The organism is Pseudomonas sp. Os17 (assembly GCF_001547895.1).
Taxonomy (GTDB): domain Bacteria; phylum Pseudomonadota; class Gammaproteobacteria; order Pseudomonadales; family Pseudomonadaceae; genus Aquipseudomonas.
In genome coordinates, this window is record NZ_AP014627.1 from 6,754,533 (window position 1) to 6,771,748 (window position 17,216).

At 64.1% G+C, this 17,216-nt stretch carries 15 protein-coding genes; 6 read left to right on the forward strand and 9 right to left on the reverse strand.

Annotation, left to right across the window (positions count from 1 at the left end):
* Positions 1-70: 70 nt before the first annotated feature.
* From pstA to POS17_RS30070, 4 genes are all read right to left on the reverse strand, one after another.
* Entirely contained in the window at positions 71-1,741 is a 1,671-nt protein-coding gene (pstA, locus tag POS17_RS30055; RefSeq protein WP_060841764.1) for a phosphate ABC transporter permease PstA, read from the reverse strand.
* Between the two features lie 15 nt (positions 1,742-1,756).
* A complete protein-coding gene (locus POS17_RS30060) occupies positions 1,757-3,790 on the reverse strand; it encodes an ABC transporter permease subunit (protein ID WP_173655967.1) in 2,034 nt (677 codons plus the stop codon).
* 488 nt (positions 3,791-4,278) lie between these two features.
* The gene (locus POS17_RS30065; protein WP_016964962.1) at positions 4,279-5,262 is read right to left on the reverse strand and encodes a phosphate ABC transporter substrate-binding protein PstS; all 984 of its coding nucleotides are present in this window, start codon (positions 5,260-5,262) and stop codon (positions 4,279-4,281) included.
* Between the two features lie 262 nt (positions 5,263-5,524).
* Positions 5,525-6,823, reverse strand: coding sequence for an MFS transporter (locus POS17_RS30070; protein ID WP_060841766.1), 1,299 nt, complete (start codon positions 6,821-6,823; stop codon positions 5,525-5,527).
* 393 nt (positions 6,824-7,216) lie between these two features.
* Here POS17_RS30070 and POS17_RS30075 point away from each other — a divergent pair, with 393 nt between their 5' ends.
* Positions 7,217-7,621: an acyl-CoA thioesterase gene (locus tag POS17_RS30075; protein WP_003229628.1), complete on the forward strand. Its 405-nt coding sequence runs from the start codon at positions 7,217-7,219 to the stop codon at positions 7,619-7,621.
* 58 nt (positions 7,622-7,679) lie between these two features.
* Positions 7,680-8,579, forward strand: a complete 900-nt coding sequence (locus POS17_RS30080; protein ID WP_060841767.1) for a D-hexose-6-phosphate mutarotase — start codon at positions 7,680-7,682, stop codon at positions 8,577-8,579.
* Positions 8,580-8,795: 216 nt separating this feature from the next.
* Here POS17_RS30080 and POS17_RS30085 read toward each other — a convergent pair whose 3' ends face one another.
* From POS17_RS30085 to POS17_RS30105, 5 genes are all read right to left on the reverse strand, one after another.
* A complete protein-coding gene (locus POS17_RS30085) occupies positions 8,796-9,332 on the reverse strand; it encodes a DUF3299 domain-containing protein (protein ID WP_060841768.1) in 537 nt (178 codons plus the stop codon).
* Between the two features lie 138 nt (positions 9,333-9,470).
* Complete coding sequence (locus POS17_RS30090) at positions 9,471-9,716, reverse strand: GlsB/YeaQ/YmgE family stress response membrane protein (protein ID WP_060841769.1); 246 nt, start codon at positions 9,714-9,716, stop codon at positions 9,471-9,473.
* Positions 9,717-9,823: 107 nt separating this feature from the next.
* Positions 9,824-10,906 carry a 5-(carboxyamino)imidazole ribonucleotide synthase gene (locus tag POS17_RS30095; protein WP_060841770.1) on the reverse strand — a complete coding sequence of 361 codons (1,083 nt, stop codon included), beginning with the start codon at positions 10,904-10,906 and terminating at the stop codon, positions 9,824-9,826.
* Between the two features lie 11 nt (positions 10,907-10,917).
* On the reverse strand, positions 10,918-11,409 hold the full coding sequence (purE, locus tag POS17_RS30100) for a 5-(carboxyamino)imidazole ribonucleotide mutase (RefSeq protein WP_016967060.1): 492 nt from the start codon (positions 11,407-11,409) through the stop codon (positions 10,918-10,920).
* Positions 11,410-11,824: 415 nt separating this feature from the next.
* A complete protein-coding gene (locus POS17_RS30105) occupies positions 11,825-12,739 on the reverse strand; it encodes a LysR substrate-binding domain-containing protein (RefSeq protein WP_060841771.1) in 915 nt (304 codons plus the stop codon).
* 181 nt (positions 12,740-12,920) lie between these two features.
* Here POS17_RS30105 and aspA point away from each other — a divergent pair, with 181 nt between their 5' ends.
* From aspA to POS17_RS30125, 4 genes are all read left to right on the forward strand, one after another.
* Positions 12,921-14,345 (forward strand): aspartate ammonia-lyase, encoded by a 1,425-nt coding sequence (aspA, locus tag POS17_RS30110; protein WP_060842033.1) that lies wholly within the window; start codon positions 12,921-12,923, stop codon positions 14,343-14,345.
* A gap of 698 nt (positions 14,346-15,043) precedes the next feature.
* On the forward strand, positions 15,044-15,397 hold the full coding sequence (locus POS17_RS30115) for a DUF6124 family protein (RefSeq protein WP_060841772.1): 354 nt from the start codon (positions 15,044-15,046) through the stop codon (positions 15,395-15,397).
* Between the two features lie 272 nt (positions 15,398-15,669).
* Positions 15,670-16,449, forward strand: coding sequence for a hypothetical protein (locus POS17_RS30120; RefSeq protein ID WP_231978990.1), 780 nt, complete (start codon positions 15,670-15,672; stop codon positions 16,447-16,449).
* A 98-nt stretch (positions 16,450-16,547) separates the two neighbouring features.
* Positions 16,548-17,192: a hypothetical protein gene (locus POS17_RS30125; protein ID WP_060841773.1), complete on the forward strand. Its 645-nt coding sequence runs from the start codon at positions 16,548-16,550 to the stop codon at positions 17,190-17,192.
* The last annotated feature ends 24 nt before the right edge of the window (positions 17,193-17,216 follow it).

Here is a 17,216-nt window from a genome sequence, read left to right on the forward strand (position 1 = left end):
TGCAAGCCGCAAGTTAGGGCAAAGCGGCGCTCCGCCTGGAGCTTGCCGCTTGTGGCTTAAAGCTTGAGTGTTAGCTGTCCAGCGCCTTGTATTTCTCGCGCAGGTGGTTACGGATCCACACGGCCGACAGGTTCAGGGTGGCGATCACCAGCACCAGCAGCAGCGCGGTGGCGTACACCAAAGGCCGCGCGGCCTCGACGTTGGGGCTCTGGAAGCCGACGTCGTAGATGTGGAAGCCCAGGTGCATGATCTTCTGGTCCAGGTGCAGGTACGGGTAGTTGCCGTCCAGCGGCAGCGACGGTGCCAGCTTCACCACGCCCACCAGCATCAGCGGCGCCACTTCACCGGCGGCGCGGGCCACCGCGAGGATCATCCCGGTCATCATCGCCGGGCTGGCCATCGGCAGGACGATCTTCCACAGCGTCTCGGCCTTGGTCGCACCCAGGGCCAGGGACCCTTCGCGCACGGTGCGGGGAATTCGCGCCAGGCCTTCCTCGGTGGCCACGATCACCACCGGCACCGCCAGCAGCGCCAGGGTCAGGGACGCCCAGAGCAGGCCCGGGGTGCCGAAGGTCGGCGCCGGCAGGGCCTCGGGGAAGAACAGCCGGTCCACGGAACCGCCCAGCACGTAGACGAAGAAGCCCAGGCCGAACACCCCGTAGACGATGGCCGGAACCCCCGCCAGGTTGTTCACCGCAATGCGGATCACCCGGGTCAGGGTGTTCTGCTTGGCGTATTCGCGCAGGTAGACCGCCGCCAGCACGCCGAACGGGGTGACGATCATGGCCATGATCAGGGTCATCATCACGGTGCCGAAAATCGCCGGGAAGATCCCGCCTTCGGTGTTGGCTTCACGGGGGTCGTCGCTGAGGAATTCCCAGACCTTGCTGAAGTAGAAGCCGATCTTGGTGAAGGTGCCCATGGCGTTCGGCTGGTAGGCGTGCACCACCTTGCCCAGGCCGATCTCGATTTCCTTACCGTTGGCATCGCGAGCGGTCAGGCTGTCACGGTTGAACTGGGCGTGCAGGTCGCTCAGGCGCGCCTCGATCTCCTGGTAACGGGCATTGAGTTCGGCGCGCTCGGCGTCCATGTCGGCCTGGGCGGCGGCGTTCATCTTGCCGTCCAGTTCCAGCTTGCGACCGTGCAGGCGGATGCGTTCCAGACCGGCGTTGATCGCGCCGATGTCGGATTTTTCCAGGGTCTTGAGCTGGGCCGCCAGCTGGTTCACCCGGTTGATCCGCGCTTGCAGCTCGGGCCAGGCAGCCTCGCCTTCGGCGATCACCTTGCCGCTTTCCTTGACGTTGACCAGGTAGCCGTAGAAGTTGCCCCACTCACGGCGCTCGATGGCCATCAGCTCTTTCGGGTAGCTCTGGTTGGTCAGCCACTCGCCGACGATCCAGGTGAAGTCGTTGCCGTTCAGGTCACGGTTGCCGACCTTGATCAGCTCCCGGGTCATGAACTCCGGGCCCTGGTCGGGCACCGGCAGGCCGGCGCTCTTCAGGCGTGCCCGGGGCACTTCTTCCTTCTGCACCACTTCACCGATGACCAGGTGGTTGGCCTGGCCCGGCACGTCGTAGCTGGCGTGCACCAGGTCGGCCGGCCAGAAGTGGCCGAGGCCACGCACGGCGATCACCGCCAGCAGGCCGATGGTCATGATGACCGCGATGGACACCGCGCCACCGCTGATCCAGACGCCCGGGGCGCCGCTCTTGAACCAGTCTTTTAGGGAGTTCTGTTTCACAGACTTCTACCTTTCTTAAAGCGACGAGTATTTCTTGCGCAGACGCTGACGAATCAGCTCGGCGAGGGTGTTCATGACGAAGGTGAACAGCAGCAGCACCAGCGCCGAGAGGAACAGCACGCGGTAGTGGCTGCCGCCGACTTCCGATTCGGGCATTTCCACCGCGACGTTGGCGGCCAGGGTGCGCAGGCCTTCGAACAGGTTCATTTCCATGACCGGGGTGTTGCCGGTGGCCATCAGCACGATCATGGTCTCGCCCACGGCGCGGCCCATGCCGATCATCAGCGCCGAGAAGATCCCCGGGCTGGCGGTGAGGATCACCACCCGCGTCATGGTCTGCCACGGCGTGGCGCCCAGGGCCAGGGAGCCCAGGGTCAGGCCGCGGGGCACGCTGAACACGGCGTCTTCGGCGATCGAGTAGATGTTCGGGATCACCGCAAAGCCCATGGCCAGGCCGACCACCAGGGCGTTGCGCTGGTCGTAGGTGATGCCTAAGTCATGGGAGATCCACATGCGCATGTCGCCGCCGAAGAACCAGTTCTCCATGAACGGGCTCATGTACAGCGAGAGGAAGCCCACCAGGATGATCACCGGGATCAGGATCGCGCTCTCCCAGCCGTCCGGCACTTTCAGGCGCAGCGACTCGGGCAGGCGGCTCCAGGCGAAACCGGCCACCAGGATGCCGATCGGCAGCAGGAGCAGCAGGCTGAAGATGCCCGGCAAGTGGCCCTCGACATAAGGCGCGAGGAACAGGCCGGCGAAGAAGCCGAGGATCACCGTCGGCATCGCTTCCATCAGCTCGATCACCGGCTTGACCTTGCGGCGCATGCCCGGGGCCATGAAGTAGGCGGTGTAGATCGCCGCCGCCACCGCCAATGGCGCCGCCAGCAGCATGGCGTAGAACGCCGCCTTCAGGGTGCCGAAGGTCAGCGGCGACAGGCTCAGCTTGGGTTCGAAATCGGTGTTGGCCGCGGTGGATTGCCAGACGTATTTAGGCTCGTCGTAGTTCTCGTACCAGACCTTGCTCCACAGCGCGCTCCAGGACACTTCCGGGTGCGGGTTGTCCAGCAGCAGCGGTTGCAGCTTGCCGCCGGCCTCGACGATCACCCGGTTGGCCCGTGGCGACAGACCGAACAGGCCCTGGCCGTCCACCACCTGGTCCACCAGCAGAGTGCGATGGGCGGTGCTGTGGAACACCCCGAGCTTGCCGGCGGCGTCCAGGGCGACGAAGCCCTTGCGACGCTCTTCGGCGGTGATCTCAACGATGGGCGTGGTGCCCATCTGGAAGGTGCGGATCTGCTTCAGGCGCAGCTCGCCATCCGCATCGCGGGCCATGAACCACTGGGCCAGGCCGCCCTTGGAGGTGCCGATGATCAGCGAGATGCCGCCCACCAGCTGGGTGCTGGCGGTGACTTCGGCATTGGCGTCGTCCAGCAGTTTGTAGCGACCGTTGAGGCTCTTGTCCCGCAGACTGAACACGTCGGCCAGGGCCCGGCCATTGATCACATACAGCCATTGCTGGCGCGGATCGATGTACATCGCCTTGACCGGCTCGGTCATCTGCGGCAGCTCGATGCGGCTCTGCTCGCTGGTGACTTCGCCGGTCATCATGTTTTCTTCGCGGGTCAGCTTCAGCACATGCAACTGCGCCCCGGTGGAACCGGCGACGATCAGCGACGAATCGCTGGCATTGAGATTGACGTGCTCCAGGGCACCGCCCTGCTCGTTCAGGGTGATCGGGGTTTCGCCGTAGGGGTACTCGATGGCGGGCGAGATGGTCTTCTTGCCGTCCGGGTAGCTGACCTTGTAGGTGTGGCGGAACACCAGAGCCTGGCCGTTGGACAGACCGACCACCACCAGCGGATTGCCGGGCTGGTCCTTGCCGATGGAGGTGACGCTGGCGCCCGCCGGGATCGGCAGGTCGACCTTGCGCAGCTCGGCGCCGCTGTCGATGTCGAAGAACAGCGCCTGGCCCTTGTCGGAGACGCGCATGGCCACCTGGTTCTGCTCTTCCAGGGAGAACATCAGCGGCTTGCCGGCGTCCTGCATCCAGGCGGGGGTCAGCGGGTCCTTGGCGGTCAGCTCGGCACCCTGGAACAGCGGCGCGACGACATAGGCGAGGAAGAAGAAGATCAGGGTGATCGCACCCAGCACGGCCAGGCCGCCCACCAGGACGTACCAGCGGGTCAGACGGTCTTTGAGCGCGCGGATACGGCGCTTGCGTTGCAGCTCAGGCGTATTGAAGTCAATGCGCTTGGGGGGAGAAGTCGTAGTCATGGTGGAGTTGGCCAGATCATTCATGCGCACACCCTAGCGATCCTGTATGACAGAAAGATGACAATGCAGTGACGCAACAAATCCGCCGCGTGGCAGCGCCGGCAGCGGACAGAAAATGAGGTTGTAAGAGCTGGCCGGTCGACGACCAGCGCCTTGAGCCCTGGTCGCCCTTGCGGGCGCTTTGGCTGGCAAGCGCAACGCCGCCCGGCCAGCTCCTACGGATACGACAGGGTCCGGGGGCCGGACCCTTGTGCGGCGGCTTATGCGCCTTCTTTCAGGCCCAGGTCAGCCAGGGCCTTGGCGGCCACCTTGGCAGGCAGTGGGATGTAGCCGTCTTTGACCACCACTTCCTGACCCTGTTTGGACAGGACCAGTTTCACGAACTCGGCTTCCAGCGGGGCCAGAGGCTTGTTCGGGGCCTTGTTGACGTAGACGTAGAGGAAGCGCGACAGCGGGTACTTGCCGTTCAGGGCGTTTTCTTCGGTGTCTTCGATGAAGTCGCTGCTGCCTTTCTTGGCCAGGGCCACGGTCTTCACGCTGGCGGTCTTGTAGCCGATGCCCGAGTAGCCGATGCCGTTTAGCGAGGAGCTGATGGACTGCACAACGGACGCCGAACCGGGTTGTTCGTTGACGTTAGGCTTGTAGTCGCCTTTGCACAGGGCTTCTTCCTTGAAGTAGCCGTAGGTGCCGGATACCGAGTTGCGACCGAACAGCTGGACCGGCTTGTTGGCCAGGTCGCCCTTCACGCCCAGGTCGCCCCAGGTCTTCACTTCTTCCTTGGCGCCGCACAGACGAGTCGAGGAGAAGATCGCGTCGACCTGTTCCATGGTCAGGTGCTGGATCGGGTTGTCCTTGTGCACGAACACTGCCAGGGCGTCCACGGCCACCGGGATAGCGGTTGGCTTGTAGCCGTACTTCTGCTCGAAGGCCGCGAGTTCCGTGTCCTTCATCTTGCGGCTCATTGGGCCCAGGTTGGAGGTGCCTTCGGTCAGCGCGGGTGGCGCGGTGGCGGAGCCGGCGGCCTGAATCTGAATGTTGACGTTCGGGTATTCTTTTTTGTAGTTCTCGGCCCACAGGGTCATCAGGTTCGCCAAGGTATCGGAACCGACGCTGGACAGGTTGCCCGACACACCAGTGGTCTTGGTGTAGCTCGGGATAGCAGGGTCAACAGCGGCAACCGCGTGGGCAGTCGCAACGCCAGCGGCGACAAAGGTCATTGCCGCCATCAAACGCTTCAGTTTCATGCCTTACTCCTAGCAGATAGGGTGTGTTAAGTCGGGGCCAAGTATCTGTAGGCCGTGTGAACACTCTATGTCCGGAATATGACAATTAGATGAAAGGCCAGCACTCCTGAACGGAGGCTGGCCTTTCTTTATAAAGCGATAAAAAACTCTGTAGCCGCTGCCGCAGGCTGCGACCGACCCGCAGGGTCGCGACACTCTTCAGCGCCCAGCAGGGCCTGCGGCCCTGTCGCAGCCTACGGCAGCGGCTACAAGCTGGCGGCGATCAGCGGCCCTTGGCCCACAGGTACAGGCCGACCAGCAGGCCGATGCCGCAGATGATTGCAACGTAATAGGCCGGCCCCATCGGGCTTTCCTTGAGCAACCAGGTCACCACCATTGGCGTCAGGCCGCCGAAGATCGCGTAGGCCAGGTTGTAGGAAAACGACAGGCCACTGAAGCGCACCACCGCCGGGAACGCCTTGACCATCACATAAGGCACCGCGCCGATGGTGCCGACAAACAGACCGGTCAGGGCATACATCGGGAACAGCCACTGCGGGTTATCCAGCAAGCCGTGATAGAAGGTCCAGGAGGTGGCCAGCAGCAAGGCACTGCCGAACACGAACACCTTGCCAGCGCCGAAACGATCCGCCAGAACCCCGGAGATCACGCAGCCCAGGCTCAGGAACACAATGGCCACGCTGTTGGCTTCCAGGGCAGTGATGGCCGGGAATTTATAGACCGTCTGCAGCACGGTGGGGGTCATCAGGATCACCACGATGATCCCGGCGGACAGCAGCCAGGTCAGCAGCATGGAAATCACGATGGCGCCGCGGTGATCGCGCAGCACCGCGCGCAGCGGCAGCTCTTCGGCCAGGGCCTTGCGCTGTTGCAGCTCGGCGAACACCGGGGTTTCGTGCAGCAGGCGGCGCAGGTACACCGAGAACAGGCCGAACACCCCGCCCAGCAGGAACGGGATCCGCCAGGCGTAGTCCGCCACTTCCACCGGGGTATAGATGCTGTTGATCGCCGTGGCCACCAGCGAGCCCAGGAGAATCCCGGCGGTCAGGCCCGACGTCAGGGTGCCGCAGGCATAGCCGATGTGCCGCTGCGGCACGTGTTCGGAAACGAAGACCCAGGCCCCGGGCACTTCGCCGCCAATGGCCGCGCCCTGGATCACCCGCATCAGCAACAGCAGGATCGGCGCCCACATGCCGATCTGCGCGTAGGTCGGCAAGAGGCCCATGATCAGGGTCGGCACCGCCATCATGAAGATGCTCAGGGTGAACATCTTCTTGCGCCCCAGCAGGTCACCGAAGTGGGCCATGACGATCCCGCCCAGGGGGCGAGCCAGGTAGCCGGCGGCGAAGATGCCGAAGGTCTGCATCAGGCGCAGCCACTCGGGCATGTCCGCCGGGAAGAACAGCTTGCCGACCACGGTGGCGAAGAACACGAAGATGATGAAGTCGTAGAACTCCAGCGCCCCGCCCAGGGCGGACAGGGACAAGGTCTTGTAGTCACTACGGGTCAGCGGACGGGCGGGTTGCGCAGATTGCGCGGCGCTCGCGGGCACAGTGGTCATGGCAAGGGCTTCTCTTATTAGTCGGTTCTGGAAGCCGCAACAGCGCTGGTTGGGGCCTGGCAGGTTCGGCACGATAGCAAATTGTTCGAATGCGTACACAGCGGCGCACAAATGACTCACAAATTTGCGAACTGAGTGGGTCGTCGCGGAGTCTATCGACCGATATACTCGCAAACCGCGGAGCGCAAAGCCGCTCCTGGCAAGGGTTGTTGTGCGAAAACGCTGCTGCGCGCCCCAGTCCCTGGACAGTGCCAGTCGATTTCGCAGAGTTTCCCTTTAGCACGCCTTGGAAAGAACGTGACGAACGCAGTGTGTTCGGGCTGAATCGTTTTTCCTGAAGACGGCTATTCACCTGAAGTACCCATGAAGCGTCACGGGTCAGAGGCCCCTCGCATGATAGAGCTCGAACAAGAAGATCCAATCCCGCAAGGCGACCTGGCCCTGCAAATCACCGCCTTGCCCCGTGAAACCAACGGCTTTGGCGATATTTTCGGCGGCTGGCTGGTGGCGCAGATGGACCTGGCGGGCACCGCCATGGCCAGCCGCGTCGCCGGTGGCCGGGTGGCCACGGTGGCCATCGACCGCATGGCGTTCCTGGTGCCGGTGGCCGTGGGCGCGCAGCTGTCCTTCTATACCCAGACCCTGGAAATCGGCCGCAGCTCGATCCAGATGATGGTCGAAGTGTGGAGCGACGACCCGTTGTCCAGCGAATGGCGCAAGGTCACCGAGGCGGTATTCGTGTTCGTCGCCATCGACGGCAGCGGCCGCACCCGCTCGGTTCCACCCCGCGCCCGTTAAACCTGGAGGCGGTCATGCGCGCCATGCCCGCCCAAACCTTGCGAACGAGAACAGCAGCATGCCTACGCCCCAGGTCGAAACCGTCAAACTGGATGAACTGAACTGCTGGCGCATCCGCCACGGTGACGCCGAACTGCTGGTGGCCCAGCAAGGCGCGCACATCCTCAGTTACCAGGTGGCTGGGCAACAGCCGCTGATCTGGCTCAACGACGAGGCCGTGTTCAAAAGCGGCAAGAGCATCCGCGCCGGGGTTCCGGTGTGCTGGCCCTGGTTCGGCAACCTGGCGCGCAACCCGCAAAGCGTGCAGGCCATGCGCCAAAGCGCTGAACCGGCACCGGCCCACGGCCTGGTGCGGGCCACCGACTGGGAGCTGCTGGGCATCGAAAGCCAGGGCGACAGCCTGCTGGTGGAACTGCGCCTGCCCTGCCCCGCTGGCGGTTTTCCCGGCTGGCCCCATACAGTGGAACCGCGCCTGAGCATCCGCCTCGACCAACAACTGCACATCAGCCTCAGCAGCCACAACCTGGGTACTGAAAGCGTGAGCATCAGCCAGGCGCTGCACAGCTATTTCGCCGTCAGCGATGTGCGCAATGTGCAGGTCGAAGGCCTGGACGGGCTGAGCTACATCGAAACCCTGGAAGACTGGACCACCAAGGTCCAGCAAGGCGCCCTGCACTTTAGCGGCGAGACTGATCGCATCTACCTGAACGTCCCGGCGCAGCTGGAGATCGTCGACCCCGAGTGGCAACGACGGATTCGCCTGACCAGCGCAGGCTCGCGCACCGCGGTGATCTGGAACCCCTGGATCGACCGCGCCGCGCAGTTCAGCGACATGGCCGACGACGGCTGGCAGCGCATGCTGTGCATCGAGACCGCCAACGTGATGGACGACATCGTCACCCTGGCCCCCGGCGCCCGCCACACCCTGAGCGTGAGCATCGGCGCCGCCCCGCTCTGACCCACGATTGCGCTGATGGGCCCTGTGTTCAGGCTGGGCGTGGCGAAGGAGCTTGCTCCCGCTGGAAGGCGCAGCCTTCCCAAGTCCTGAATCCGCGGTCTGTCAGGCAGAACGCGTACTCAGGTCTTGCGGCCGCTACGCGCCCGAGCGGGAGCAAGCTCCCTCGCCACAACAGCCCTCCTGGCCCCAAATTCCTGGCTAATCCCCTCAGTCCCGCTACAGGTCGGATTCCTGCACCACCCGCACCTTCGCCGCATCCAGGGCGTAGGCCGCGTCAGCCAGGTCATTGCTGACCTTCTCGATCTTCAGGGTGCCGGTCACCCACAGCGGGGTGTAGATGTCATCCAGCTTCACGCCCTTGGGAAAGCGCACCAGCACCAGCTGGTTGGGCGGCGGTGGCGGCACGTGGATGCAGGCACCCGGGTACGGCACCAGGAAGAACAGCGTGCTGCGGCCCTTGGCATCGGCTTCCAGCGGCACCGGGTAGCCGCCCAGGCGGATCTGCTTGTCGTTCATCGCCGGCACGGTCTTGGTGGAGTACATCACCGCCGGCAAGCCCTTGCTCTGCTTCAGGCCACCCTTGTCGGTGAAGGTGCCGTTGGCCTCGGGGGAGTTGTGGTCGATTTCCGGCATCTGCTCCAGGGCCTTCTGGTCCGACTTGGGCATCAGCTCCAGCCAGTCGGTTTCCGGCAGTTCGCCAGCGTGGGCCAGGCCGCAGCCCAGCAGAACAAAGGTCAATAGAAGACGGCGCATGAGAGGCTGGCTCGGTCAAAAAGGAAGGACGGAAAAACCCGGGCATTCTAGTGCCCAAACCGTCGGCTGCGTTGAAGTTTCAGATGAAGAAAGGGGCTCCCCTCTGCCCGAGCGGCAGAGGGGGCTTGCAGGGGGGAATCAGCTTTTCTTGATAAAGCCGTAGATCACCAGCAGGACGATCGCGCCCACCAGCGCACCGATGAAACCGGCACCCTGGCCCGCATGGTAGATACCCAGCGCCTGACCGCCATAAGTGGCCGCCAGCGAACCGCCGATACCCAGCAGGATGGTCATGATCCAGCCCATGCTGTCGTCTCCCGGCTTGAGGAAACGCGCCAGCAGACCAACGATCAAGCCGATGAAAATGGTTCCGATAATGCCCATGGCTGTTCCTCTGTAAGGGGGGATCAAGCCAAAGCCTAGTCAGCGCTCTGGCCTCCCGCTATCAGAGAACGGCGGGAAACGAAGGTTCCCGCCAGCCGGTGGATTTGTTACTCGGCGATCAGCGCTTGCACCTTGAGGATCTGCGCTTGCAGGGTCGCCTGATCGGCACAACGCAGGTTGGCGTGGCCGACCTTGCGCCCGGCCTTGAAGGCCTTGCCGTAGTGATGCAGGTGGCAGTCGTCGATGGCGATGACCTGGTCCACCGGCGGCACCTGGCCGATGAAGTTGATCATCGCGCTCTCACCGACCTTGGCCGTGGAGCCCAGGGGCAGGCCGGCCACCGCCCGCAGGTGGTTTTCGAACTGGCTGCACTCGGCGCCTTCGGTGGTCCAGTGCCCGGAGTTGTGCACCCGTGGGGCGATCTCGTTGGCCTTGAGGCCACCGTCGACTTCGAAGAACTCGAACGCCATCACGCCGACATAATCCAGCTGCTTGAGCACGCGGCTGGAGTAGTCCTCGGCCAGAGCCTGCAGCGGGTGATCGCTGCTGGCCACCGACAGGCGCAGGATGCCGCTGTCGTGGGTGTTGTGCACCAGCGGGTAGAAACGGGTTTCCCCGTCACGGGCACGCACGGCGATCAGCGAGACTTCGCCGGTGAACGGCACGAAGCCTTCCAGCAGGCAAGGCACGCTGCCCAGTTCGGCGAAAGTGCCGGCAACGTCGGCGGCGCTGCGCAGGACCTTCTGGCCCTTGCCGTCGTAACCCAGGGTGCGGGTCTTGAGCACGGCCGGCAGGCCGATGCGCGCCACAGCGGCGTCGAGATCCGCCTGGGACTGGATGTCGGCGAACTCGGGGGTGGGAATCCCCAGGTCCTTGAACATGCTCTTCTCGAACCAGCGATCGCGGGCGATGCGCAAGGCTTCGGCGCTCGGGTAGACCGGCACGAACTGCGAAAGGAAGGCCACGGTTTCCGCCGGCACGCTCTCGAATTCGAAGGTCACCAGGTCCACTTCATCGGCCAGCTGGCGCAGGTGGTCCTGGTCGCCGTAGTCGGCCCGCAGGTGTTCGCCTAGGGCAGCGGCACAGGCGTCCGGCGCCGGGTCGAGGAAAGCGAAGTTCATTCCCAGCGGAGTCCCCGCCAGGGCCAACATGCGGCCCAACTGGCCGCCACCGATTACACCGATCTTCATCGTCAACAACCTCAGGCGACGCGCGGGTCTGGATTGTCCAGGACGCTGTCTGTCTGTTCAGCACGGAATTTTTTCAGCACCGCATGAAACTGCGGGTGCTTGGCGCCCAGGATGCTCGCCGAGAGCAGGGCCGCGTTGATCGCGCCAGCCTTGCCGATGGCCAGGGTGGCCACGGGGATGCCGGCGGGCATCTGCACGATGGACAGCAGCGAATCCACGCCCGAGAGCATCGACGACTGCACCGGCACGCCCAGCACCGGCAGGTGGGTCTTGGCCGCACACATGCCCGGCAAGTGCGCCGCGCCGCCAGCACCGGCGATGATCACCTCGATGCCACGCGCCTCAGCCTCTTCGGCGTACTGGAACAGCAGGTCCGGGGTGCGGTGAGCGGACACCACCTTCACCTCGTAAGGGATGCCGAGCTTTTCCAGCATATCGGCGGTGTGGCTAAGGGTGGACCAATCGGACTTGGAGCCCATGATCACGCCAACCAGTGCACTCATCGTCGTGCCTCTTCTCTCTGGGCGCCCGCAGGCGCGTCAAAAACAACAAGCCACGCGAAAATGCGTGGCTTGACTGTACGAATTATGGCCGGACGAACCGGCCGAAGGCCGCGCAGTATACCGAAAAAGCCGCGCTAAACGCACTTTCGCCGACCATCTGTCGAACAAAGTATTTCCGGCGCAAAACCCCGGTTTTATTGACTCCCAGGTCAATCCCGTACCCCTCGTAGGAGCTGGCTTGCCAGCGAACAGGCCAGCCCTGCTATCACCACCCTCCCGACCGACGCTTTCGCCGGCAAGCCGGCTCCTACAAAAAAGCCTGCGCCCATCTCCCGTAGGAGCTGGCTTGCCAGCGAACAGGCCAGCCCTACGATCACCACCCTCCCGGCCGACGCTTTCGCCGGCAAGCCGGCTCCTACGTGGCCGCGGCTTGTGCGGCGGCGCCTTCCAGCTTGCGCCAGAGCAAGCGCACGTTGGCCTTGCGCACCAGGGCGCAGCGGTACAGGCGGATCTCCAGCGGCACATGCCATTGCGCGCCGCCGCACACCACCAGCTCGCCCCGGGCCAGCTCGGCCCGCACGCTCAACTGCGGCACCCAGGCAATGCCCAGCCCTTCCAGGGCCATGCTTTTAAGGCTGTCGGCCATGGCAGTTTCATAGACCGTGGTGAATCGCAGGTTGCGCTGGCGCAGCAGCAGGTTCACCGAACGCCCGAGAAAGGCCCCGGCGCTGTAGGCCAGCAGCGGCACACTGGATTCCCCTTCCAGGTCGAACAGCGGCTTGCCCTGGGGGTTGGCGGCGCACACCGGCAGCATCTCGGTGTGCCCCAGGTGCAGCGAAGGGAAGATTTCCGAGTCCATCTGCAAGGCCGCGTCCGGGTCATAGAAGGCCAGCATCAGGTCGCAGCCGCCTTCGCGCAGGGCGTGCACCGCGTCACCGACGTTGGTGGCCACCAGCCGCGTGGCGATGTTCAGCCCTTCGTTGCGCAGTTGCGCGATCCAGCGCGGGAAGAAGCCCAGCGCCAGGGAGTGAGCCGCCGCCACCTGCATCACCTCACCCTGGCCACCTTCCAGATGATGCAGGTGACGCACCACCTCGCCGAGCTGTTCGACCACGGTGCGCGCGGTGACCAGGAACAGTTGCCCCGCCGCCGTCAGTTCCACCGGCGTGCGCGAGCGGTTGACCAGGGTCAGGCCCAGGGCTGCTTCCAGGCTGCGGATGCGCCGACTGAAGGCCGGCTGGGTCACGAAACGTCGCTCGGCAGCCTGGGAAAAGCTGCGGGTGGCGGCCAAGGCACTGAAGTCCTCGAGCCATTTGCTTTCCAGATTCATCACGTCCTCCCGGACACGCACCATTTTAGGTCACACGCTCGCCGACAAAGCGACGTCACACCGGCATTATGCCGAATATGCATAGCCCAGTGTTTAACAGCATTGGCCCAAAAATTCCCTTCGGCCTAGGATTCGCAGCGTTCCCGGCACAGACCGGGTCCCTAACGAGATGATCTCCGTCATGTCCTCCGCTGCATCTTTCCGCACAGAAAAAGACCTGCTTGGCGTACTCGAAGTACCGGCTCAAGCGTATTACGGCATCCAGACCCTGCGAGCGGTGAACAACTTCCGTCTCTCCGGCGTTCCGATTTCGCACTACCCAAAACTGGTCGTGGCCCTGGCAATGGTCAAGCAGGCAGCTGCTGACGCCAACCGCGAACTGGGTCATCTGAGCGAAGCCAAGCATGCCGCCATCAGCGAGGCCTGTGCCCGCCTGATCCGCGGCGACTTCCACGAAGAGTTCGTGGTGGACATGATTCAAGGCGGCGCTGGCACTTCGACCAACATGAATGCCAACGAAGTCATCGCCAACATCGCGCTGGAGGCCATGGGCCACAGCAAGGGCGAATACCAGTACCTGCACCCGAACAACGACGTGAACATGGCGCAGTCCACCAACGACGCCTACCCGACCGCGATCCGCCTGGGTCTGCTGCTGGGTCACGACGCCCTGCTGGCCAGCCTCGACAGCCTGATCCAGTCGTTCGCCGCCAAGGGTGACGAATTCAGCCACGTCCTGAAAATGGGCCGTACCCAGCTGCAAGACGCCGTGCCGATGACCCTCGGCCAGGAATTCAAGGCCTTCGCCACCACCCTGGGTGAAGACCTGGCTCGCCTGAAGACCCTGGCGCCGGAAGTGCTGACCGAAGTCAACCTGGGCGGCACCGCCATCGGCACCGGCATCAACGCCGACCCGCGCTACCAGGCCCTGGCCGTACAACGCCTGGCCACCATCAGCGGCCAGCCGCTGGTACCGGCGGCCGACCTGATCGAAGCCACCTCCGACATGGGCGCCTTCGTGCTGTTCTCCGGCATGCTCAAGCGCACCGCGGTCAAGCTGTCGAAGATCTGCAACGACCTGCGCCTGCTGTCCAGCGGCCCACGCACCGGCATCAACGAAATCAACCTGCCAGCGCGTCAGCCCGGCAGCTCGATCATGCCTGGCAAGGTCAACCCGGTGATCCCGGAAGCGGTCAACCAAGTGGCGTTCCAGATCATCGGCAACGACCTGGCCCTGACCATCGCGGCCGAAGGCGGCCAGCTGCAACTGAACGTGATGGAGCCGTTGATCGCCTTCAAGATCTTCGACTCGATCCGCCTGCTGCAACGCGCCATGGACATGCTGCGCGAGCACTGCATCACCGGCATCACCGCCAACGAAACCCGTTGCCGCGAACTGGTGGAGCACTCCATCGGCCTGGTCACCGCGCTGAACCCGTACATCGGCTATGAAAACGCCACCCGTATCGCCCGCATCGCCCTGGAAAGTGGCCGTGGCGTACTGGAACTGGTGCGCGAAGAAGGCCTGCTGGACGACGCCATGCTCGACGACATCCTGCGTCCGGAAAACATGATTGCCCCGCGCCTGGTTCCGCTGAAAGCGTAACCGCCGCGCCCCCGAAACATGCAACACCGCTCACCAGGTTGAGGGACTAGACACCTCTCACCTTTTGAGGGCTTGGAGATACGTCTCCAGGCCCTTTTTTTTGCCTGCTGTTTTTGCCTGCCGTTGAAATCGCTGCGCCCGCTGCGCGGCCGATCGCAGCCTGCGGCAGCGGCTACACCCCCAACCTGAACTGCGGCCGCCACCTCTTTGTAGCCGCTGCCGAGCCCGCGAGGCTGCGAACGGCACCGCAGGGGCCGCAAAACCTGCCAGCACACTCTGCCTGCCCGACCCCACTCGCACATTCAACAAAGCCCCTATCCCCCTGCCCAGCACCCGATTTGTCAGGGAATACCGTCCAGTGCCGGAGCCGTTTCGCTTTGTTTTGTAGGGCAAATCCGAGAGAATCCCCCACGCCTTTGAGCGCCTTGTACCCCTTCGAACGATCAGGCAGTCTCCCGGTGCCGCTGCCAAATCAGCGGCCCGGATGTGGAAGTCTGGGATAAAGGACGTGCAGTCGTCTCATTCGAACACCCTTGCCGATGCGGCTTGGGTGAACTCGATCTATGGCGGCTGTGCGTAGGGCACCTTCGGGTGCGCCGGTTCCTTTAGCCCGGTCTTCCACACCTGCGCACGGCTGCCACCCTCTCATGTGGAAGTGAGATCCGGCGGTTTCTTAAATTGCTAAAGGAACCAGTCTCATGAAAAAGCTCGTCCCCGACCCACCTCTTCAAACCGATCATCCACGCCGCGACCCGGAGCTGGACCGCGCCAACGCCAACCTGCTGGCCGCCTTGCACGGCACCCGCCATCGCCCCTTCGGCCTGCGCGACGCCCAGGGCCACCCGCTGTTTGCCGTACAGCCCGAGGTGAATGCCGAAGACGCGCTGATGCACGTTTCCTTGCTGCTCAAATGCGCCGAAGAGGTGTCCGATGAAATCACCGAACGGGCCAGCGGCATCGAGCGCGGGCTGATCTGGTCCATGGTGCATTCCGTGGAAATGGCCCGCGCCGTGGTGGACGCCCTGCTCGACGGCGCCCGCCCCGGCCCCTGACGCAACCTGTAGCCGCTGCCGAGCTCGCGAGGCTGCGACAAGGTCCGCAGGACCTTCAGCGATCTTGAGAACCCTGCGTCCCTTCGGGCCGTTCGCAGCCTGCGGCAGCGGCTACACCCCCAACCTGAACTGCGACCGCCACCTCTTTGTAGCCGCTGCCGAGCCTGCGAGGCTGCGAAAAGGTCCGCAGGACCTTCAGCGACCTTGAGACCCCTGCGTCCCTTCGGGCCGTTCGCAGCCTGCGGCAGCGGCTACAGGTTTTGCTCGGCACGGTGGATAATCAGCCTCCCGCCGCCACCGGCAATGACGACCAAGGCACCCTGTCGATGGACCCGACGCACACCCAAGCTCTGCAACAGCTACGCAAGCTGATCCCCATCGGCCTGCGCCATGCCCAGGCCCTGCTCGCCCGCTGCGCCAATAATCCGCAGCAAGCCGCCGAACTGTACAAATCCGAGCTGCTGCAAGTGCTGGTAGAAAAGTCCGGCTTGCCCCAAGAGCAAGCCCGGGAACACTTGCTCGCCGCCGCTTACGACCTGAACCGCGCCCTGCACGCTATAGAAGAAGCGCGCTTCACCCTGACCCAGCGCATTCTGCGCAAGCATCACCGGGACCCGGGCCAGGCCCTGGACCTGATCGCCCAAGCCATCGAAACCGCCGAGCACCTGCCCCGCCAGTACTGGCTGGATTTCGCGCGACTGGAGGCGCTGGCCCCGGCACCGCGCTGCTTCATGATCCTGCACGAGTGGCTGGCCTTCGAGGGCTGGGAAGGTTTCGACAGCGCCCTGCACTTTCACCTGTCCCAGGCCATCGCCCAATTGCGCCACCTGCAACTGGACGACCTGGCGGACACCCTGGAGCACGCCGATCAGCGCCAGCAGCAACTAAGAGCGACCCACGCCGAGAGCGAAAGCCCCACCGAGTTGAGCATGCGCATCAACCAGGACCCGCTGTTCAACCGCTACCAGGACCAATTCAACCAGCAGCGGCCGCAGCTGGAGCAACACCTGTATCAATGGGTGGAGCGATACATCGAACAGTTCCCAACCTGAGCAGCGAACGGGTGCTGGCGCACACGTCGCAGATACCCGCCCCCGAGAAATCGGTAAACTGCCGCCCTCACCGAACACGGACCTCGGATTCAGCCGCCATGGAATTGCAGTACCGCCTCACCCCGGCCCACACCGAAGCCCGGCTTGCCGAAAAACTGCCCCAGGCGCTGCTTGAGCATGACCAGTTAGAGACGCGGATCTCCAGCGCCACCTCGCGCTGGCAGGGGCGCCTGCTCGGCCCGCTGATCCTGCTGCTGTGCCTGATCGCCGCGCCCCTGGCGCTGTATTTCCCCGAGCGGCGCTTTACCCCGGAAAAGATCATCGCCCTGGTGCTCTGCGCGCTGGTCTTCATCCCGCTCTGGTGGCGCTTTTCCGGGCGCCTGATCCAGCGCCTACAGGCCCGCACCCGGCACCGGACACCGCTGCGCGGCCTGAACCACCGCCTGATCGAGGCCCGCCTGCGGGCGCCCTTGAAGGCTGTCAAGGGCACTTACCACCTGAGCTTCGACGACCAGGGTTTCACCCTGAACAAACCTCCCAGAGCCAAGAGCAGCATGACCTGGGAGCAGGTCGTGTACCTGCGTGAAGCGGCCAATTTCTATGACGTGGCCAGCGCCGAAATGCAGCGCAAAGACCAGGCCTGCCGCATCGCCAAACACAGCGAACTGATGGACGCCGAGGAGTATCAGCAAGGGCTGCAAGCCTTTCTGAGCCAATGCCCAGTCCCGCCGTCCGCCACCTGACCAAGCCTCCCCCGACGCCCCACA